Raw genomic sequence first — 14,611 nt, 5'->3', positions numbered from 1 at the left:
TCGAACAGTACGGCGTATCGAAGGGGAAGCAACCATGACCATTGCCATCGTCGGAGCCGGCCTCGGCGGCCTGGTTCTCGCCCGTGTGCTGCACGTGAACGGCATGGATTCCGTCGTGTATGAACGTGAATCGTCACGCGGTGCCCGCGGTCAGGGCGGCATGCTCGACATCCACTCCGGCCAGCGGGCGCTGCTCGAGGCCGGTCTGATCGACCAGTTCTACGCGATTGCCCGTGGCGAAGGTCAGGACATGCGTCTTCTCGAGCCGGATGGCACCCTCCTGCTCCAGGAGGACACGCCCGACGACGCTCCGCTTGAGCGACCCGAGGTCGACCGCGCCGATCTGCGCAACCTACTGCTGGAATCCCTCCCCGACGACGTGGTGCGCTGGGGGCACGCGTTCAAATCCGCCGACAACGGCCTACTGCACTTCGCCGACGGCAGCAGTACGACGTATGACCTGCTGGTTGGCGCGGACGGCGCGCAGTCCCGAGTCCGGGCGTTGGTCACCGACGCCCGCCCGGCGCATATCGGCCATAACGTCGTCGAGGTCGGCATTCCCAACATCGACCGTACGCACCCCGACCTCTCGGCGATGGTCGGGCGCGGCAACTACTGGGTGCTCGGCAACGGACTGTCCCTGGCGGCGCAGCGCAACGGCGACGGCCGCGTTCGCATCGGCCTCAGCTTCTATAACACCGCCGAGGACTGGTTCGCTACCAGCGGGATCCCGTTCGACGACCCGGCCGCCGCCCGGGCGCGGCTGATCGACCTGCTCCCCGGCTGGGACTCACGGTTCACCGCGCTGATCGCGGCCTGCGACGACACGGTCGTGCCGCGGTCGATCACCACTCTCCCGGTCGGCCTGACCTGGCCGTCGGCGCCAGGCGTCACGCTGCTCGGCGATGCCGCGCACCTGATGCCGCCGGTGGGAGAGGGCGCCAATATGGCGCTGCTCGACGGCGCCATGCTCGGTCTCGCGCTGGCCGCGCACCCGGACGACTTTCCCGCCGCCGTCAAAGAATACGAACGCGAGATGTTCGAACGCACCAGCGCTGCCGCCCGGATGTCCGCGGACATACAGGAATTGCTGATGGCGCCGGACGCCAGCAAGAAGATGCTCGCGTTCTTCCAACCCGGCTGAATGTAACCGAATACGACCAGGCAACCAGCTGCCCAGCCACTGGGGCTGGCGCGGCAGCCGCGGCAGCCCCAGCAGTGTCTGCGGTCGTTGATGAAGAAGGTAGGGGTGCCGGCGACGCTGCTGAGGTCCGCGGACTCGACGCCTTCGGCGACCCGGGCGTCCTAGGCGACCCGGGCGGCGTCTTCCACGACGCTCGACTGATCGCGGCGATCGGCCAAGCACCGTCGTACGGCCCTGCCCGCACACCGGACAGGAAGGTCGACGTACGGGCAGGTCACCTGGGGCAGGCAGCGCTTGGCCACCTCTGCCCACCACCGTCTTACGGATCAGCCGTTGCCGCAGTGCGCCATGGCCGTGGGGACAGCCTCCGCGACCTCGGCACCGAACGGGGCCGGTCTATCCCGCGGCGCGCTGAGCTCGTTCGATCAAGGTGTGGCCCAGCTCCCGTTCTTCTCGTTCCACCTGGAAATGGCCCGGGTTTTGAGAACCTGCAACCACCGCGATCAGGTCTGTGCCATGTCGACGAAGCGCGAGTAGTGCCCCTGGAAAGCGACCGTGATCGTGGCCGTCGGTCCGTTACGGTGCTTGCCCACGATGATGTCAGCCTCACCGGCGCGCGGCGATTCCTTCTCGTACGCGTCCTCGCGGTGCAGCAGGATCACCATGTCCGCATCCTGCTCGATCGAGCCGGATTCACGCAGGTCGGAGACCATCGGCTTCTTGTCCGTGCGCTGTTCGGGGCCACGGTTCAACTGCGACAGAGCGATCACCGGCAGCTCGAGCTCCTTGGCCAGGAGCTTCAGGTTTCGCGACATGTCGGAGACTTCCTGCTGTCGGCTCTCGGACCTCTTGCCGCCGGACTGCATCAGCTGGAGATAGTCGATGACGACGAGCTTCAGGTCGCTGCGCTGTTTGAGGCGACGGCACTTGGCACGGATCTCCATCATCGACAGGTTCGGGGAGTCATCGATGTAGAGCGGGGCAGCCGAGACGTCCGGCATCCGGCGCGCGAGACGGGTCCAGTCCTCGTCGGTCATCGTGCCGGATCGCATGTGGTGCAGGGCCACGCGTGCCTCGGCCGACAGCAGACGCATCGCGATCTCGTTGCGGCCCATTTCGAGCGAGAAGATCACGCTCGGCATGTTGTGCTTGATCGAGCAGGTCCGCGCGAAGTCCAGCGCCAGTGTCGACTTACCCATGGCGGGACGGGCCGCGATGATGATCATCTGGCCGGGATGCAGCCCGTTGGTCAGCTGGTCGAGGTCGGTGAAGCCGGTCGGCACCCCGGTCATCTCCCCCGACCGCGAACCGATCGCCTCGATCTCGTCGAGCGCACCTTCCATGATGTCGCCGAGCGGCAGATAGTCCTCGGTGGTGCGCTGCTCGGTGACCGCGTAGATCTCGGCCTGGGCGCTGTTGACGATCTCGTCCACGTCGCCGTCGGCCGCGTAGCCCATCTGCGTGATGCGCGTACCGGCCTCGACCAGGCGGCGCAGCACCGCGCGCTCGTGCACGATCTCCGCGTAGTACTCGGCGTTCGCCGCTGTCGGGACCGTCTGGACCAGGGTGTGCAGATACGAGGCGCCGCCGACCTTGGTGATCTCACCGCGCTTGGTGAGCTCGGCGGCGACCGTGATCGGGTCGGCCGGCTCGCCCTTCGCATACAGGTCGAGGATCGCGCCGTAGACGGTCTCGTGGGCGGGCCGATAGAAGTCGTGGCCCTTGAGGACCTCTACGACATCGGCGATGGCGTCCTTCGAGAGCAGCATGCCGCCGAGGACGGACTGCTCGGCGTCCAGGTCCTGCGGGGGCACGCGTTCGAAGGACGAGCCTCCGCCGTCCCAAGCGGCATTGTCCGGACCGCGGTCGTGTTGATCGTCTCGACCCCGGCCACCATCGCGGCGCTGGCGGGAGGCGGGCAGGCGATCACTGGGACCGCTGTCGGCCCACGGATCGTCCAAGGGTTCGGAAATACTCACCGGGCCACCTCCTCCCGTCCGCCGAGCGGACCTCGCCGTGCCCCTCATTCCTACGGCACGACACTGACAACTGAGACGCCCCGACTCCGGTTCTGACGCGTCGGCTTTGCGAGGTTTCCGTGGGCGGAGGAGGGAGTGGGCGTCGCACCAAGGTAGGCCCGCGGGCACCTTCAGCCAATCTGGTTATCCACAGGCCATGTGGACGACGGCCCCGATGCTGTGGAGAACCCCGCGAAACCTGTGCACGATCCGGTGGACAGGCCTGTGAACAAGCCCTCAGCCTCTTTTCAATATCGCCCCTGACCTGCAGATTTACCATCCACTGGCTGTGCAGAAGAAAAACTTTCCCAGTCGAGCCAAGATCTCCGCGGAAGGCGCGAGACGACGCCTTCCAGGAGATCGGAAGTAAGGGGCACAAGACGCTTGCATCTCTTACCTGTGGAAGATTAGATTGATGCGCATGACACAGGCTTCCGCGGCGCCCAAGGCCGCTCGGCGTCGGCACGACCGAGAGATCGTCGCGCTGGCCGTTCCAGCCTTCGGCGCGCTCATCGCCGAGCCTCTCTTCCTCATTGCCGACACCGCCATCGTCGGCCACCTCGGCACGGCGCAGCTCGCCGGTCTCGGCGTCGCCTCGGCCCTCCTCGTCACGGCCGTCAGCATCTTCGTCTTCCTCGCGTACGCCACCACGGCCGCCGTCGCCAGAAGAGTAGGCGCGGGGGATATGAAAACTGCCATCCGCCAGGGCATGGACGGCATCTGGCTCGCCCTGCTGCTCGGCGCCGCCGTCATCACCATCGCCCTGCCCACGGCACCCGCCCTGGTGGAACTCTTCGGCGCTTCGGACACCGCCGCCCCTTACGCCACCATCTATCTGCGCATCTCGGCGCTGGGCATCCCCCCGATGCTGGTCGTACTCGCCGCCACCGGAGTCCTCCGCGGCCTCCAGGACACGAAGACCCCGCTCTACGTCGCCATCGCGGGCTTCGTAGCCAACGGCGCCCTCAACGCGGGCCTCGTCTACGGCGCGGATCTCGGCATCGCCGGCTCTGCATGGGGCACCGTCATCGCCCAGTGCGGCATGGCCGCCGTGTACCTCCTCGTGGTGGTCCGCGGAGCACGGAAGCACGGGGCGTCTCTGCGGCCCGACATCGCCGGGATACGCGCCTGCGCTCAGGCCGGCGTACCGCTACTGGTCCGCACGCTCTCGCTGCGCGCGATCCTGATGATCGCCACCGCTGTCGCCGCCCGCCTCGGAGACGCCGACGTCGCCGCCCACCAGATCATCCTGTCACTGTGGAACCTTCTCGCCTTCGCCCTCGACGCCATCGCCATCGCGGGGCAGGCCATCATCGGGCGCTATCTCGGCGCAGACGACGCCCAGGGCGCCCGCGAGGCCTGCCGCCGCATGGTGCAGTGGGGCATCACCGTCGGGATCGTACTCGGCGGGCTGGTAATCGCCAGCCGCCCCCTGTTCCTCCCGCTGTTCACCAGCGACTCGGTCGTCCACGACACAGCACTGCCCGCGCTGCTCATGGTGGCGCTCTCCCAGCCGATCTGCGGCATCGTCTTCGTCCTCGACGGCGTGCTGATGGGTGCGGGGGATGGCCCGTATCTCGCGTGGGCCATGTTGCTCACCCTGGCGGTGTTCGCCCCGGTGGCCCTGCTCGTGCCCGCCTTCGGCGGCGGACTGACCGCAGTCTGGGGAGCGATGACCCTGATGATGACCGTACGGATGCTGACCTTGTGGCTACGCACCCGCTCGGGCCGCTGGATCGTCACGGGCGCCACGCGGTAACTGTTTCACGTGAAACCGGGGCAACGCTCCACCACATCACCACTTCCAGAGGACGGGTTCGCATCGTTTCACGTGAAACATGCACCCCTCAGTCTGCGAGGTCAGTTCACAGCAAGCTCGCAAGCCCGAGCCAAGAAGACCTGACCAAAACGAAGAAGGGCCGCACCCACTCGGGGTGCGGCCCTTCTCTCAGATGTGCCGAGCGCAGCCGTCAGGCTGCGACAACCTCGATGTTGACCTTGGCGGCAACCTCGGGGTGCAGACGGACGGACGTCTCGTGAGCGCCCAGCGTCTTGATCGGCGCGCCCAGCTCGATGCGGCGCTTGTCGACGTCGGGGCCACCGGAAGCCTTGATCGCCGAGGCGATGTCGGCCGGGGTGACGGAACCGAAGAGACGACCGGCGTCGCCGGAGCGGACAGCCAGGCGGACCTTGACGCCCTCGAGGCGGCCCTTGATCTCGTTGGCCTGCTCGATGGTCGCGATCTCGTGGATCTTACGAGCACGACGGATCTGCTCGACGTCCTTCTCGCCACCCTTGGTCCAACGGATCGCGAAGTTCCGAGGGATCAGGTAGTTGCGAGCGTAACCGTCCTTGACGTCTACGACGTCGCCCGCGGCACCGAGGCCGGAGACCTCGTGGGTGAGGATGATCTTCATGTGTCGGTCACCCTTCCCTTATCGCGCGGTGGAGGTGTAGGGCAGCAGCGCCATCTCACGGCTGTTCTTCACAGCCGTGGCGACGTCACGCTGGTGCTGCGTGCAGTTGCCGGTCACGCGGCGGGCACGGATCTTGCCGCGGTCGGAAATGAACTTCCGCAGCATGTTCGTGTCCTTGTAGTCCACGTACGTGACCTTGTCCTTGCAGAAAGCGCAGACCTTCTTCTTCGGCTTGCGCACAGGCGGCTTCGCCATGGGTGTTTCTCCTGTGTGATCAAGAAGTGTGGGTACGGCCCACCTTCGGCACTGGGCCTAGAAGGGGGGCTCGTCCGAGTAGCCGCCACCGGAACCGCCGGAACCGCCGGCGCCGCCGGAGCTTCCGCCCCAGCCGCCGCCACCGCCGGCCTGGTTGCCACCGGCAGGAGCGCTGGTCGCCCAGGGGTCGTCGGCGGGAGCGCCGCCGCCCTGCGGCTGACCGCCGCCGGAGCTTCCGCCCCAGCCGCCGCCCTGCTGGCCGCCGCCACCGCCGCCGCTGTAACCGCCCTGGCCGCCTCGACCGGTGGTCTTGGTGACCTTGGCCGTGGCGTTCTTCAGGCTGGCGCCGACTTCCTCGACGTCCAGCTCGTAGACCGTGCGCTTGACGCCCTCACGGTCCTCGTAGGACCGCTGCTTCAGCCGGCCCTGCACGATGACGCGCATGCCTCGCTGGAGCGACTCGGCGACGTTCTCCGCCGCCTGACGCCAGACCGAGCAGGTCAGGAACAGGCTTTCGCCGTCCTTCCACTCGTTGGTCTGACGGTCGAAGGTGCGAGGGGTGGACGCGACACGGAACTTCGCGACCGCCGCACCGGAAGGGGTGAAGCGCAGCTCGGGGTCGTCGACAAGATTGCCTACGACCGTGATGACGGTCTCGCCTGCCATTGGGAACCTCTCGGCGGGTTTGCTGCTGGCTGCTTGGTGCTGCTACTCGATGCCCGAGATCAGCTGAGCGGGAGAGCTCAGTGGGTCTCGGGACGGAGGACCTTGGTCCGGAGGACCGACTCGTTCAGGTTCATCTGGCGGTCGAGCTCCTTGACGACCGCAGGCTCGGCCTGCAGGTCGATGACCGAGTAGATGCCCTCGGGCTTCTTCTTGATCTCGTACGAGAGACGACGACGGCCCCAGGTGTCGACCTTCTCGACCTTTCCGTTGGCCTCACGGACAACGGAGAGGAAGTTCTCGATCAACGGGGAGACAGCGCGCTCCTCAAGATCGGGGTCGAGGATGACCATCACTTCGTAGTGACGCATGTGGAACCCACCTCCTTTGGACTCAACGGCCACGGTCGTTCCGTGGCAGGAGGGTTGTGATGCGTACGCAACGGTATCGGCCGCCACTGACAATCGGGCCCGTCGATCAGCGAACTGAGCGGGGGATCGTGCCGTGGCCTGGGTAGACACCGATGCAGACCGTACAGACTACCCGTACCCGGGCTTCCGGTTGAAATCCGGGGGTGAGGACCGCCAATCTGTACACGTCGGGTGTGTATGGCGCTACGATGCGCCGCCTTCCGCAGGAGGTGCCCCATGGCACAGGCATTGCGACCCAACAACGTCGGTTCCCTGTTCGCCACCGACCACAAGCCCCATCCGCTCCAGGACACGCTGCTCGCCGTGACGCTGGTGCTCGGAGCGACGGCCTTCATCACGGCGATGTTCCACAACCTCCATCTGCTCAGCTCATGGACGGGACTGGTGGGGATCCTCACCGGTGCGGCGGGGCAGTTCGTCTCCGAGACGACCCGGGAACGCTTCGGGCTGATCGTGGGCCTCGGGGCCGCGGCCGTCGGCTTCCTTCTCGGCATGGCGCACGGCGGCCTCTTCGGCGGTGTCATCGGCTGACCGCCGCCGAGGCCGTCGGGAGCCGCCTGCCCTAGGCCTTCCCAACCACCGGCCCAGCATCGGCACAACACCCCTCGTCGTCCCGGCCACGCATCGGCCGGGGCGGTTTCATACAGCCAGCCGGGGCGCTCGCAGGGCACAGTAGGCTTCGGCGCGAGAGCCGGAGCCCCTGTTCCCATGGGGACACACCAGCCCGAGGAGCGCCCCGAATGAGCCTGACCCTGAGGACCATTAGCCGAGAGCAGCATCTGGCGTACATCCAGAGTCTGCCCGCGGCGAGCCACATGCAGGTCCCGGCCTGGGCAGACGTCAAGGCGGAGTGGCGCTCCGAGAGCCTCGGGTGGTTCGACGACAGGACCGGCGAGATGGTCGGGGCGGGTCTCGTGCTGTACCGGCAACTGCCCAAGATCAAGCGCTACCTCGCCTATCTGCCCGAGGGCCCGGTCATCAACTGGTTCGCGCCGAATCTGACCGAGTGGCTGGATCCGATGCTCGCGCACCTCAAGCAGCAAGGCGCCTTCTCCGTGAAGATGGGCCCGCCGGTGATCATCCGGCGTTGGGAGGCCACTTCGATCAAGAGAGGCATCCAGGACCCGGACGTGAAGCGCCTGCGCGACATCGAGGCCGACTTCATCGAACCGCGCGCCTTCGAGGTCGCCGACCGGCTGCGCCGCATGGGCTGGCAGCAAGGTGAGGACGGAGGGGCCGGCTTCGGCGACGTACAGCCCCGCTACGTCTACCAAGTACCGCTCGCCAACCGGTCGCTGGAGGACGTCCACAAGGGCTTCAACCAGCTGTGGCGGCGCAACATCAAGAAGGCCGAGAAGGCTGGCGTCGAGGTCGTCCAGGGCGGTTACCACGACCTGGAGGAGTGGCAGCGCCTCTACGAGATCACCGCTGCGCGCGACCACTTCCGGCCCCGCCCGCTCTCGTACTTCCAGCGCATGTGGACGGCCCTCAACACCGAGGACCCCAACCGTATGCGGCTCTACTTCGCCCGCCACAACGGCGTGAACCTGTCCGCCGCGACGATGCTGGTCGTCGGCGGCCACGTCTGGTATTCCTACGGTGCCTCCGACAACATTGGTCGTGAGGTCCGGCCCTCGAACGCGATGCAGTGGCGGATGCTGCGCGACGCCTACGCGCTCGGCGCCACCGTCTATGACCTGCGCGGCATCTCCGACTCGCTGGACGAGACAGACCACCTCTTCGGCCTCATCCAGTTCAAGGTGGGAACCGGCGGGCAGGCCGCTGAATACCTCGGCGAGTGGGACTTCCCGCTCAACAAGCTGCTTCACAAGGCGCTCGACATCTACATGTCGCGCCGCTGACGCCCCAGAATGTGCCTTCATACCTCTGATACACCGCTGCCACCAGAAAGGTTCCAGGTCCGGCCATGGCGCTCACCCTCTACGTCGACACCGCGCGCTGGCGGGCGCACCACAAGCACGTGTCCGAGCAGTTCCCGGGTCTCGTCCCCGTCTGCAAGGGCAACGGCTACGGCTTCGGCCACGAGCGGCTTGCTGACGAGGCCACACGCCTGGGCTCCGACGTCCTGGCTGTCGGCACGACGTACGAAGCCGCGCGGATCAAGGACTGGTTCGGCGGCGACCTGCTGGTGCTGACGCCGTTCAGACGGGGCGAGGAGCCCGTACCACTGCCCGACCGAGTCATCCGCTCCGTTTCATCGATCGACGGCGTCTACGGCCTCGTGGGCGCCCGCGTCGTCATCGAGGTCATGTCCTCCATGAAGCGGCACGGAGTGAGCGAGCAGGACCTGCCCCAGCTTCACACCGCCATAGAGAACGTGCGGCTCGAGGGCTTCGCGATCCACCTGCCCCTGGACCGCACCGACGGCTCGGACGCCGTCGAGGAGGTCATCGGCTGGATGGACCGGCTACGGGCGGCTCGTCTGCCGCTGCACACGATGTTCGTCAGCCATCTCAAGGCCGAGGAACTCGCGCGGTTGCAGCAGCAGTTCCCGCAGACCCGCTTCCGCGCCCGTATCGGCACGCGGCTGTGGCTGGGTGACCACGAGGCGACCGAGTACCGCGGAGCCGTCCTGGACGTCTCTCCCGTCTCCAAGGGCGACCGCTTCGGCTACCGCCAACAGAAGGTCGCCTCGGACGGTTGGCTGGTGGTTGTGGCGGGCGGCACCTCGCACGGAGTGGGCTTGGAAGCTCCGAAAGCGCTGCACGGCGTCATGCCGCGCGCCAAGGGCGTCGCCCGGGCCGGCCTCGCCACGGTCAACCGCAACCTTTCGCCGTTCGTCTGGGGCGGCAAGCAGCGCTGGTTCGCGGAGCCCCCGCACATGCAGGTCTCGATCCTGTTCGTGCCCTCGGACGCCCCGGAACCAAAGGTCGGCGAGGAGTTGGTGGCCCATCTGCGGCACACCACCACGCAGTTCGACCGGATCGTGGAGCGCTGACCGGCAGGGGACGACAGAGACCCGGCCACAGCGAAGAGGCCGTACACGGAGTCCGTGTACGGCCTTTTGCGTGGTTTGCCTACGCCCTGTTCGCTCAGGGCGAACCGCTGTCCTTATGGCCGTTCCGGCTGCCCCACTCCACGTACGGCCCGTCGAAGTGCGCCGCGTGCCGCGGCGGATGGGCCGCCGGGCCCAGGACGAAGACGTCCTCCGCGCCGTCCAGCACCCCGCCCGAAGGATCGTCGTCACCGGAGCGGCGCACCACGTCCCGCTCCGGCATGAAGATGTCGCGCACCACCACTGCGCACAGGTACAGCGTCCCCAACAGGTGGACGGCGATGGCCAGTTGATACCCCTCGGTCGGCAGCCCCTTGTGGGCGTCGCCGCTGGTCGTGTAAGCGAGGTACATCCAGATGCCGAGGAAGTACGCGACCTCGCACGCCTGCCAGATCAGGAAGTCCCGCCACTTGGGACGGGCCAGCACCGCGAGCGGGACCAACCACAGCACGTACTGCGGCGAGTAGACCTTGTTGGTGAGGATGAAGGCCGCGACGATCAGGAACGCCAGCTGGGCGAAGCGCGGGCGGCGTGGAGCGGTCAACGTGAGTGCCGCGACACCCACGCAGGAGGCGAGCATCAGCACTGTGGCGAACGTGTTGACCGTGTCGGTGGCGAGCGGCGTCTCCATACGCTGGGAAAGGATCAGCCAGAAGGAGCCGAAGTCGACGCCGCGTTCCTGGCTGAACGTGTAGAACTTCGACCAGCCCTCGGGCGCCAGCAGCATCACGGGAAGATTCACGACCAGCCAGGAGCCGGCCGCGCCGAGCAGGCCGGTGCCGAACTCTCGCCACCTGCCCGCACGCCAGCACAGCATGAGCAGCGGCCCGAGCAGCAGGACGGGATAGAGCTTGGCGGCTGTAGCAAGCCCCAGGAGGACGCCGAAGGCCAAGGGTCGGCCCTTCGACCACATCAGCATCGCGGCGGCCGTCAGAGCGACGGCCAGCAGGTCCCAGTTGATGGTTGCTGTCAGTGCGAAGGCGGGCGCCAGAGCGACCAGCAGACCGTCCCAGGGCCGCCGCCGGTGAGTGCGGGTCACGCAGACGGCGATGACGGCCGCGCACACCATCAGCATCCCTGCGTTGACCATCCAGTAGACCTTCTCCTGGTCCTGGATGCTGCCGCTGCCCGGTGTCAGCCAGGCGGCGACCTCCATGAACACTCCGGTCAGCACCGGGTACTCGAGGTACTCCATGTCGCCCTCGAGCTTGTCGAAGTACGGCACGAGCCCGTCGGCGAAGCCTCGCCCCTGGTACAGGTGCGGGATGTCCGAGTAGCACGCGTGCGTGTACTGCGAGCTGGCCCCGAAGAACCAGGCCCCGTCATAACAGGGCAGCTTCTGCACCATGCCGAGGGCGAACACGCCGATCGCGACGAGCGCGATGACTCGCACGGGAGTCCACCAGTTCATCCCGAGCAGTGCCCGCCGTCCGATGGGGCCGCCGAACAGTTCACTGCCGGTCGCGGCGACCGGGTCCTCCTTGGTCGGGCGTACCAGATCTGGCTCATGCGCGCTCGCTCGCGTCGTCTCTGCGCTGGGCATGTCGCACATCCTGCCGTACGCGCCTAGGGATACGTCGAGGGCCGCCGCACCGAGTCGGTGCGGCGGCCCTCGTTTCACGTGAAACACCTCACTGTGGATGTTTCACGTGAAACACCCGCGGTGGCGGCTACCCAGTCGGTCCTCCGAAGATGGCGCCGTTGCCGTTGCCTCTGGTGTTGCCGCTGTCGTCGGACTCCGTAGGTGAGGCGGACACCCCTCCGTCTGTGCCTCCAGTGTCCGTTCCGCCCGAGTCGGTACCACCCGTGTCATCGACGCAGTTGGGGTCGAACGGGTTGTTGCAGACTGTCTCACTCACCGAGGGCGACGGAGAGTTCTCGGGCTCGCTGGGCTCCGCGGGGGGCTCAGTCGTCTCCTCGACGGTCTCGGTGGGCGTGGGGGTCGGGGTCGGGCTCGGAACGTCGTTGACCACCTTCCCGATGGGCTTGGCTTCGGGGAAGTCGATCGCGTCCTCGCCCTTGAGTGCCTGCTCCATGTAGTCGTGCCAGATCTCGGCCGGGAACGAGGCGCCGTGGATCGTTTTCTGGCCACCCGTGCCGTACATCTTCAGGAACTCACGCTTCTTGGTCTCGTCGTCGTCCATGCGGTACATGCTGACCGCGGTCGAGAGCTGCGGCGTGTACCCGACGAACAAGGCGGACTTGTTGCCGTCGGTCGTACCGGTCTTGCCGGCCACCTCGCGGCCCTCCAGCTGGGCCGAGGTACCCGTTCCGTCCTCGACGACGGTCTTCAGGACGTCGGTGACGTTGTCGGCGACGTCCTCGGTGAAGGCCTGCTTGGTCTGGCTCTTGTGCTCCCACTTCACATCCCCTTCGTGCTCGACCTGCCTCACGGAGAACGGGTCGTTCTGCTCGCCGCTGGTCGCGAACGTCGCGTACGCGCCGGCCATGCGGATCGCGCTGGGGTCGGAGATACCGATGGAGAAGGACGGGAAGCTGGTACCTGTCAGGCTGTCCGGCCTGAGGCCGGCGTTGATGGCAGCCTGCTTGACCTTGTCGAGACCGACATCCATGCCGAGCTGCACGAAGGCGGAGTTCGCCGAGACCCTCATCGCCTCACGCAGGTCGATCCGGTAGTCCGGCGGAGTGCCGTACGACTCGTCGTCGTCGTTGGTCTGCAGCCACTCCTTGTCGTCCTCGTTCTTCCAGATGCTGCCGTCGTAATTCTTGATCTTGAGCTTGTTCTTGCCGCTGTAGAAGCTGTCCGGTGAGACCTTGGTGCGCTCGTCCTGCGCCTGGGTGGGATCAAGGTCGGGGTCGCGCTTGCCGTCATTCATGGCGGCCGCCAGGACGAATGGCTTGAACGTCGAGCCGACCGCGGCACCGGTGTCGTTGGCGTTGTTGGTGAAGTGCTTGGTGGCGTCCTCACCGCCGTAGATGGCCACGATGGCGCCGGTCTTCGGGTCCACGGAGGCCCCGCCGAACTGGACGTGCGTGTCCGTCTTGGGGCGCAACTTCGTGTTGATGTTCTCCTTGCGGACCTTCTTCACGGCTTTCTCGAGCTGGTCGACCTTCTTCTTGTCGAAGGTCGTGTGGATCTCGTAGCCACCCTTCGAGAGCTTCTCCTTGGTCATGCCGGGGACGTTGTTGATGACGTATCCCTCGGCCAGGTCGACGAGATAGCCGATCTGACCGCCCAGCTCAGCCTTGGACCGTGGGTTCTGGAGCTTGGGGAACTCCTTGTACTCGTCGAGGTCCGAGGCCTTCAGGTGCCCGTCCTTGACCATCTCCCCAAGGATCCACTTCCAGCGTTTCTTGGCCCGATCCGTGTTGGCCTCACGCGTGGCCGCCGGGTCGATCGACTCCGCTCCCGCGGGGTCGTAGTACGTGGGGCCCTTCAGCACGGCGGCGAGGAAGGCGCACTCGCTCGCGTTCAGCTCGGTCGCGTCCTTGCCGAAGTACGAGCGAGCGGCCGCCTGGAGGCCGTAGGAAGTGCGACCGTAGTAGGCGGTGTTCAGGTACCCCGCCATGATCTTCTCCTTGGGCTCCTGAGCGCCCACCTTTATGGAGACGAAGAGTTCCTTGAACTTCCGGGAGAGCGTCTGGGACTGGTCGTCCAGCATCGCGTTCTTCACGTACTGCTGGGTAATGGTTGAGCCACCCTGCGTCTGGCCGCCCGTGGCCATGTTGAAGAAGGCCCGGCCGATACCCATGGGGTCGATGCCCCTGTCGGTCTCGAACGTCTTGTTCTCGGCCGACATGACGGCGTACCGCATCTCCTTGGGGATCTGCTCGTACTTGATGATCTGGCGGTTGGTCTCACCGCCCGTGGACACCATCGGCTTGTTGTTGGACCAGTAGTAGACGTTGTTCTGCGCCTTCGCGGTGTCGGCCACGGTCGGGACGCCCACCATGGCGTACGCGATGCCCGCCACGGCCATCAGGCTGCCGAAGAAGCCCACGAACGTGCCCATCACGAGCTTCCACGAGGGCACCCAACGTCCCGCCCCGTACTTGCCCGCCCGCGGATAGTCGATGATCCGCTTCTTGGGCGGCACGGACCCACGACCTCGACCCCGTCCGGGCCCGTTCGGCCCGCCGGGACCACCGCGGCGGCCGCCACCACCGTGCCCCGCGCCGTCGGCCGCTCTGCGTCGGCCGACGCCACTGCTTCTCTGTGCCGCCCGTCGGGCCTCGGCACGGCTACCGAATGGGCGATCCTCACCCCCCGACCCATAGGAGTCGGAAGGAGACCCGGTGGCGCTTCGCGGTGCCGCACGGCGGCTGGAGGACGAACCGGTCTGGCCGCGTCGGGCCGCGGCACGTCCGCCGCCCTGCGGCTGCGGCGGTTTGCGACGGTGCTCGCTCATCGAACGATTACTCCTCGGGCAGGCGCACCTTGGCGCGCCTGGAAACGGCAACTGGTTTCCGGTCCCCCCCAAGTACGGATGCGGTCGTTCTCGCATTCACCCGTACTGCACCGAGGACGAGGACGTCCCCAGGCGTCACTCGGTTCCCGGTGGTCTGCATGGCGCACAGACTACGCACCGTCAAAACCCGCCGAGGGCCGAAGGTCACCCCAAAACAGGCAACTTGCTTCCTGAGAATCGGTGATGTGACGCCGTTCACGGCGTCCCCTCTTGTCGCAGGTGAAGGACCGATCTATC

At 66.7% G+C, this 14,611-nt stretch carries 12 protein-coding genes; 5 read left to right on the top strand and 7 right to left on the bottom strand.

The genetic code is table 11. From position 1 onward, the window contains the following. Positions 1-34 precede the first annotated feature (34 nt). Positions 35-1,144: an FAD-dependent oxidoreductase gene (locus ACTWQR_RS03995; RefSeq protein WP_443225455.1), complete on the top strand. Its 1,110-nt coding sequence runs from the start codon at positions 35-37 to the stop codon at positions 1,142-1,144. Positions 1,145-1,647: 503 nt separating this feature from the next. Here the strand turns inward: ACTWQR_RS03995 and dnaB are convergent. Continuing rightward, positions 1,648-3,123 (bottom strand): replicative DNA helicase, encoded by a 1,476-nt coding sequence (dnaB, locus tag ACTWQR_RS03990; protein ID WP_443225454.1) that lies wholly within the window; start codon positions 3,121-3,123, stop codon positions 1,648-1,650. A gap of 460 nt (positions 3,124-3,583) precedes the next feature. Between dnaB and ACTWQR_RS03985 the strand changes: the two genes are divergently transcribed. After that, positions 3,584-4,921: an MATE family efflux transporter gene (locus ACTWQR_RS03985; protein ID WP_443225453.1), complete on the top strand. Its 1,338-nt coding sequence runs from the start codon at positions 3,584-3,586 to the stop codon at positions 4,919-4,921. Positions 4,922-5,132: 211 nt separating this feature from the next. Here ACTWQR_RS03985 and rplI read toward each other — a convergent pair whose 3' ends face one another. The 4 genes from rplI to rpsF all read right to left on the bottom strand — a co-directional run bounded on the left by rplI (position 5,133) and on the right by rpsF (position 6,868). Then, the gene (rplI, locus tag ACTWQR_RS03980) at positions 5,133-5,579 is read right to left on the bottom strand and encodes a 50S ribosomal protein L9 (protein ID WP_443225452.1); all 447 of its coding nucleotides are present in this window, start codon (positions 5,577-5,579) and stop codon (positions 5,133-5,135) included. Between the two features lie 18 nt (positions 5,580-5,597). Beyond that, positions 5,598-5,834 (bottom strand): 30S ribosomal protein S18, encoded by a 237-nt coding sequence (gene rpsR / locus ACTWQR_RS03975; protein ID WP_003949403.1) that lies wholly within the window; start codon positions 5,832-5,834, stop codon positions 5,598-5,600. 57 nt (positions 5,835-5,891) lie between these two features. Continuing rightward, entirely contained in the window at positions 5,892-6,500 is a 609-nt protein-coding gene (locus ACTWQR_RS03970; RefSeq protein WP_443225451.1) for a single-stranded DNA-binding protein, read from the bottom strand. Between the two features lie 77 nt (positions 6,501-6,577). Further along, positions 6,578-6,868, bottom strand: a complete 291-nt coding sequence (rpsF, locus tag ACTWQR_RS03965; protein ID WP_052578287.1) for a 30S ribosomal protein S6 — start codon at positions 6,866-6,868, stop codon at positions 6,578-6,580. A 276-nt stretch (positions 6,869-7,144) separates the two neighbouring features. Here rpsF and ACTWQR_RS03960 point away from each other — a divergent pair, with 276 nt between their 5' ends. The 3 genes from ACTWQR_RS03960 (at position 7,145) to ACTWQR_RS03950 (ending at position 9,887) form a co-directional block, all read left to right on the top strand. Further along, the gene (locus tag ACTWQR_RS03960; protein WP_443225450.1) at positions 7,145-7,459 is read left to right on the top strand and encodes a hypothetical protein; all 315 of its coding nucleotides are present in this window, start codon (positions 7,145-7,147) and stop codon (positions 7,457-7,459) included. Positions 7,460-7,668: 209 nt separating this feature from the next. Continuing rightward, the gene (gene femX, locus ACTWQR_RS03955) at positions 7,669-8,790 is read left to right on the top strand and encodes a peptidoglycan bridge formation glycyltransferase FemX (RefSeq protein ID WP_443225449.1); all 1,122 of its coding nucleotides are present in this window, start codon (positions 7,669-7,671) and stop codon (positions 8,788-8,790) included. A gap of 65 nt (positions 8,791-8,855) precedes the next feature. After that, the gene (locus ACTWQR_RS03950) at positions 8,856-9,887 is read left to right on the top strand and encodes an alanine racemase (protein WP_443225448.1); all 1,032 of its coding nucleotides are present in this window, start codon (positions 8,856-8,858) and stop codon (positions 9,885-9,887) included. A gap of 94 nt (positions 9,888-9,981) precedes the next feature. Here the strand turns inward: ACTWQR_RS03950 and ACTWQR_RS03945 are convergent, their stop codons facing one another. Then, a complete protein-coding gene (locus ACTWQR_RS03945) occupies positions 9,982-11,496 on the bottom strand; it encodes a glycosyltransferase family 87 protein (RefSeq protein ID WP_443225575.1) in 1,515 nt (504 codons plus the stop codon). Positions 11,497-11,614: 118 nt separating this feature from the next. Next, on the bottom strand, positions 11,615-14,314 hold the full coding sequence (locus ACTWQR_RS03940) for a transglycosylase domain-containing protein (protein ID WP_443225447.1): 2,700 nt from the start codon (positions 14,312-14,314) through the stop codon (positions 11,615-11,617). Between the last annotated feature and the right edge of the window lie 297 nt (positions 14,315-14,611).

The organism is Streptomyces sp. 2A115 (genome assembly GCF_052245575.1).
Classification (GTDB): domain Bacteria; phylum Actinomycetota; class Actinomycetes; order Streptomycetales; family Streptomycetaceae; genus Streptomyces.
Note: the sequence above shows the minus strand (reverse complement) of the source record. Positions and strands in the feature narration are given on the sequence as shown.

Coding starts and splice junctions, on each gene's coding strand:
- ACTWQR_RS03995 (WP_443225455.1), top strand. CDS start 35: ATGACCATTGCCATCGTCGGAGCCGGCCTCGGCGGCCTGGTTCTCGCC.
- ACTWQR_RS03985 (WP_443225453.1), top strand. CDS start 3,584: ATGACACAGGCTTCCGCGGCGCCCAAGGCCGCTCGGCGTCGGCACGAC.
- rplI (WP_443225452.1), bottom strand. CDS start 5,579: ATGAAGATCATCCTCACCCACGAGGTCTCCGGCCTCGGTGCCGCGGGC.
- rpsR (WP_003949403.1), bottom strand. CDS start 5,834: ATGGCGAAGCCGCCTGTGCGCAAGCCGAAGAAGAAGGTCTGCGCTTTC.
- ACTWQR_RS03970 (WP_443225451.1), bottom strand. CDS start 6,500: ATGGCAGGCGAGACCGTCATCACGGTCGTAGGCAATCTTGTCGACGAC.
- rpsF (WP_052578287.1), bottom strand. CDS start 6,868: ATGCGTCACTACGAAGTGATGGTCATCCTCGACCCCGATCTTGAGGAG.
- ACTWQR_RS03960 (WP_443225450.1), top strand. CDS start 7,145: ATGGCACAGGCATTGCGACCCAACAACGTCGGTTCCCTGTTCGCCACC.
- femX (WP_443225449.1), top strand. CDS start 7,669: ATGAGCCTGACCCTGAGGACCATTAGCCGAGAGCAGCATCTGGCGTAC.
- ACTWQR_RS03950 (WP_443225448.1), top strand. CDS start 8,856: ATGGCGCTCACCCTCTACGTCGACACCGCGCGCTGGCGGGCGCACCAC.
- ACTWQR_RS03945 (WP_443225575.1), bottom strand. CDS start 11,496: ATGTGCGACATGCCCAGCGCAGAGACGACGCGAGCGAGCGCGCATGAG.
- ACTWQR_RS03940 (WP_443225447.1), bottom strand. CDS start 14,314: ATGAGCGAGCACCGTCGCAAACCGCCGCAGCCGCAGGGCGGCGGACGT.